The 3347-nt window shown below is 56.3% G+C and carries 4 protein-coding genes; 3 read left to right on the forward strand and 1 reads right to left on the reverse strand.

Translation table 11 applies throughout. The features are described from left to right. Positions 1-166: 166 nt before the first annotated feature. The gene (locus tag ACFWW8_RS38290; RefSeq protein ID WP_386537489.1) at positions 167-433 is read right to left on the reverse strand and encodes a hypothetical protein; all 267 of its coding nucleotides are present in this window, start codon (positions 431-433) and stop codon (positions 167-169) included. 801 nt (positions 434-1234) lie between these two features. Here ACFWW8_RS38290 and ACFWW8_RS38295 point away from each other — a divergent pair. The 3 genes from ACFWW8_RS38295 (at position 1235) to ACFWW8_RS38305 (ending at position 3116) form a co-directional block, all read left to right on the forward strand. Beyond that, on the forward strand, positions 1235-1678 hold the full coding sequence (locus ACFWW8_RS38295; RefSeq protein WP_386537492.1) for a 6-pyruvoyl tetrahydropterin synthase family protein: 444 nt from the start codon (positions 1235-1237) through the stop codon (positions 1676-1678). Positions 1679-2082: 404 nt separating this feature from the next. Beyond that, entirely contained in the window at positions 2083-2577 is a 495-nt protein-coding gene (locus ACFWW8_RS38300) for a 6-pyruvoyl tetrahydropterin synthase family protein (RefSeq protein ID WP_386537494.1), read from the forward strand. After that, on the forward strand, positions 2574-3116 hold the full coding sequence (locus tag ACFWW8_RS38305) for a nucleoside deaminase (RefSeq protein WP_386537497.1): 543 nt from the start codon (positions 2574-2576) through the stop codon (positions 3114-3116). The genes ACFWW8_RS38300 and ACFWW8_RS38305 overlap by 4 nt, the downstream gene beginning before the upstream one ends. Positions 3117-3347 lie beyond the last annotated feature (231 nt).

Consider the following 3347-nt stretch of genomic DNA (forward strand, 5'->3'; position numbering starts at 1 on the left):
TACGCTGGCCACCGCCGCATAACAACCGGTGGCCACGATCAAGGGGAAGCCCCCGACCTCCATGGGCTCACACGTGCGTTTGACGTTGTGACCTGTCTACTTCTCCGCCTCGGTGAACGGGTCGACCGTCACCGGGTCCCCTTCGCGAAGAAGGCCGTGACTCGCTTCAGGATCTCGATGTCCTTCCGCAGGCGGCGGTTCTCCCCCGCAGACCGGCCAATTCCGCCCGCGTCACACTCGACGTCTTTGGACCGGTGGTTTTCGTCAGCCTGCGCCGGCTACGGCCTGACGGCGTCTGGGCCAGGTCGAAGTCCTTGACGACCTGGGGCACCGACCGGTCACTACGCAGGCACATCTCCCCAATTTCGGTCTCGAAATCGGCCGTGAACTGCCGCCCGGGACGCGACTTCTTCTTCGGCATGTTCTCCATCATGGACATCCTCTCGGGTACGCTCCCCGCTCTCGGGTGTCCGCCAAACCGAAGCAACCTCAGTCGTCCGCCTCGCAAGATCTTGCACACTGCGGGACCCGCAGCCGTGGTCCGACCGGTCTGCACCGAATGCGGGAGATCCATGCCGCAATGAAGGCAGATATATCCGACGGGAACGTGCAATACCAGAGAGGGCTCTGAAGATTTCGGCTCCCCTGAAATGTCCGTAGACGTTGATCGTCTTGTCGATTCCGCTCTCGGTGGGTGCGCCCCCAGGACAGAGGGGCGGCGAGAGTTGACGATGTTCTTTCCGAACTGGCTTCGGTACTGCTCGAGGTGATGCAAACGGATGGGCCACCAGGGCGGCCGGGGGGCGTGGCAGGTGTGGACCGCCACCGGAAGCTCTGGGATGCACGTAACCGACGCATCCGCCAGCCGCACGGCTACGCAGGGTCGCCTCGCCAGGTACATGAGTAGTGACTACTCAGGACACTTGCAAATAAGGCGCCGATAATAAAACACGCGATTTACTACTGCAGCAAAGGTCCAGTCCCTGCCACGCGGGAGCCCGACCACAGATAGACCATATGTATATATTACCCTATCGAGGGGCTGCGGTAATCGATTCTTCACTCACATCCACGATGGGCTGAATTGAAACAGTGCACGCCTGCGGCAACGACGACTCAGCTCCGCGCACAGAAGGGCAAACGTGCACGCGGAAGGAGGCTCGTATACACAGCCGCCTCGGCACTCGGGCCAGCCTCGCACCACCGTTCTATTCAATCGAGAAACGAGGAGCGTATGCCTACCAGAAGTATCGAAAAAACATTTCGCTTCGATGCAGGACATCGCGCTCTCGGTTTTGATTACAAGAAAGAGGAGACTATTCATGGACATACATGGCGTTTGACCGTCACTATTGAGGCTACGCAAGAACTCGGGGAACGCGAATCGATATTCGACACGAATGATCTTGCAGTAGTTGTCAATTCTCTAATCGATCAAGTGGATCACTCTTTTATAATTTGGTCTCTTGACCCAATTTATCCTGGACTGAAACATCTGTGCAAGTCGGCAGGGATTGACGACAAAATTTTCCCTGTTGACTTCAATCCGACGCTAGAAGGTCTCGCGAAGTATTTTTTCGAGAAAATATCGGAAGGAATGCAAGTCGGGGGCGTAGTGGTGCGTAGGGCCCGCTTAGAGTGCGCTACCACCCTCTCAGCGACCCACGAGCGCACGTAACTCAGAAACCGCGGCCTAAAGAGTCGTCCTGTAGATAACCTACAGTACGGCAGGTAACCTGCTCGTTTTACGTCACCTGGCGAGTATCAGATTGTTTACACATGCGATGTCGAGTACGGCGTGGTGTGTGCCGCCTCGGCTCCGGCACTTCGGCACGAGACGAGAAGGCGAATCGGCAGCGCAGCGCACGGGTTCAATTTTGCACTCCAAGCGAGGCACGGCGAAAACGTCCGGCCAGGCACAACCACTGACCGGGACGTAGATGATCACGAATTTACTACTCTCTGGACGACAGCCTTTCCAACTTCCACAAGGCGTCCGGAACGCTCCGTTCTCTCCATCCAATTCCTACGCTCATCTCGCACTGCCACGTAGCTATGTAGACCACGTTTAGGAGCCATTCAATGAGCTACACCATCAAGCAGACCTTTCGCGTCGAAGTGGGGCATCGTACGTGGACGCAGAACATGCTCACCAGTCGTGGTCATGAATTCTATGACGGCTCTGCCGTGGCAAATAAATGTGCCAACATCCACGGGCACACCCTTTTCGTGTCCGTCACTCTGGAGGGGCATGTACTGGATGATCAATATTTCCTGATGGATACCGATCTAATAGGGGGAGCTTTCCGGCCGATTTTCGACGAGATTGATCATGCGTTTATTATTGACCGTTCGGACCCGCTGTTTCCGCGCCTTGAACCAGTGCTGAAGGAAGGCCAACTCAAGTATGTTGCGGTGGATTTCTCGCCCACGTTCGAGGCGCTGGTACGTTACCTTCACGACCGCCTACAGCAGGCCCTGGCAGAGCTCGGTCAACAGCATGGGTTGTGGATCAAAGAAATGAGGCTGATGGGCGAACAGACCGTCGAGGCCACTTACACAGCGCCGACCTCATGACCCTACTGAAAGGCGACAATCCTGCATGGGGGCAAAATGGGGCGGATCTGCAAGCGATGCGGATAGCCCTAGAGCAGGCTATTCAAGCAACACGGCACGCCCAAATGCCCTTCGGGGCGTGCGTCGTGCTGGGAAATAAAACCCTCAGTATCGGTCACAACACGGTTTTTCGAGACCTCGACGTCTCGCGCCACGCAGAGATAAATGCAATCCGCCTCGCGTGCCAGCATGTCGGAAAGGTTGATTTGTCAGGTTGTGTTCTCTACACCAGTTGCGAACCGTGCCCCATGTGTCTATCGGCCTGCTATTGGGCAAAGATATCCAAAATCTTTTATGCCGCTAGCATCGAGGATGCCGACCGAGCGGGCTTCCGTCAATTACCGGATGGCCCTGCTCGCTTTGACGCACTGGACGCAAGCGGCATCGGAATGCATGGAGGTCTGCTACGCGAAGAGTCCATTCGAATTCTAACTGATTGGACCGCCAAGACCATGTGGGTCGACCAATACGGCATCTATCAGCGGGACCAGGCACTGTAAATAGAACGGTTCTGACAAGATTTTCGTAGCCTATGAGCATATTCTCGATCCGGCTTTGGTGAGGGGCCTGCTTGCCACACGGCGGGTCTCGTGGACCGCTCATCGCCGATTGCTGACCCCTTGCTTGGAAAGACAGGAGCTGGTCGAAGTGCCGTTGTGCCCATTCTCGCGCCGCGGGGGTCTGTCCAGTAAACGGTGTAACCGGTTTGGTTGCTGAGGTCAGATTCGGTG

Origin of the sequence: Streptomyces sp. NPDC058701, assembly GCF_042715295.1 — a bacterium.
Lineage (GTDB): Bacteria > Actinomycetota > Actinomycetes > Streptomycetales > Streptomycetaceae > Streptomyces.

What these genes read in the sequence shown, in the direction of transcription:
- ACFWW8_RS38290 (WP_386537489.1), bottom strand. Translation starts at nt 433, where the DNA reads ATGATGGAGAACATGCCGAAGAAGAAGTCGCGTCCCGGGCGGCAGTTC.
- ACFWW8_RS38295 (WP_386537492.1), top strand. Translation starts at nt 1,235, where the DNA reads ATGCCTACCAGAAGTATCGAAAAAACATTTCGCTTCGATGCAGGACAT.
- ACFWW8_RS38300 (WP_386537494.1), top strand. Translation starts at nt 2,083, where the DNA reads ATGAGCTACACCATCAAGCAGACCTTTCGCGTCGAAGTGGGGCATCGT.
- ACFWW8_RS38305 (WP_386537497.1), top strand. Translation starts at nt 2,574, where the DNA reads ATGACCCTACTGAAAGGCGACAATCCTGCATGGGGGCAAAATGGGGCG.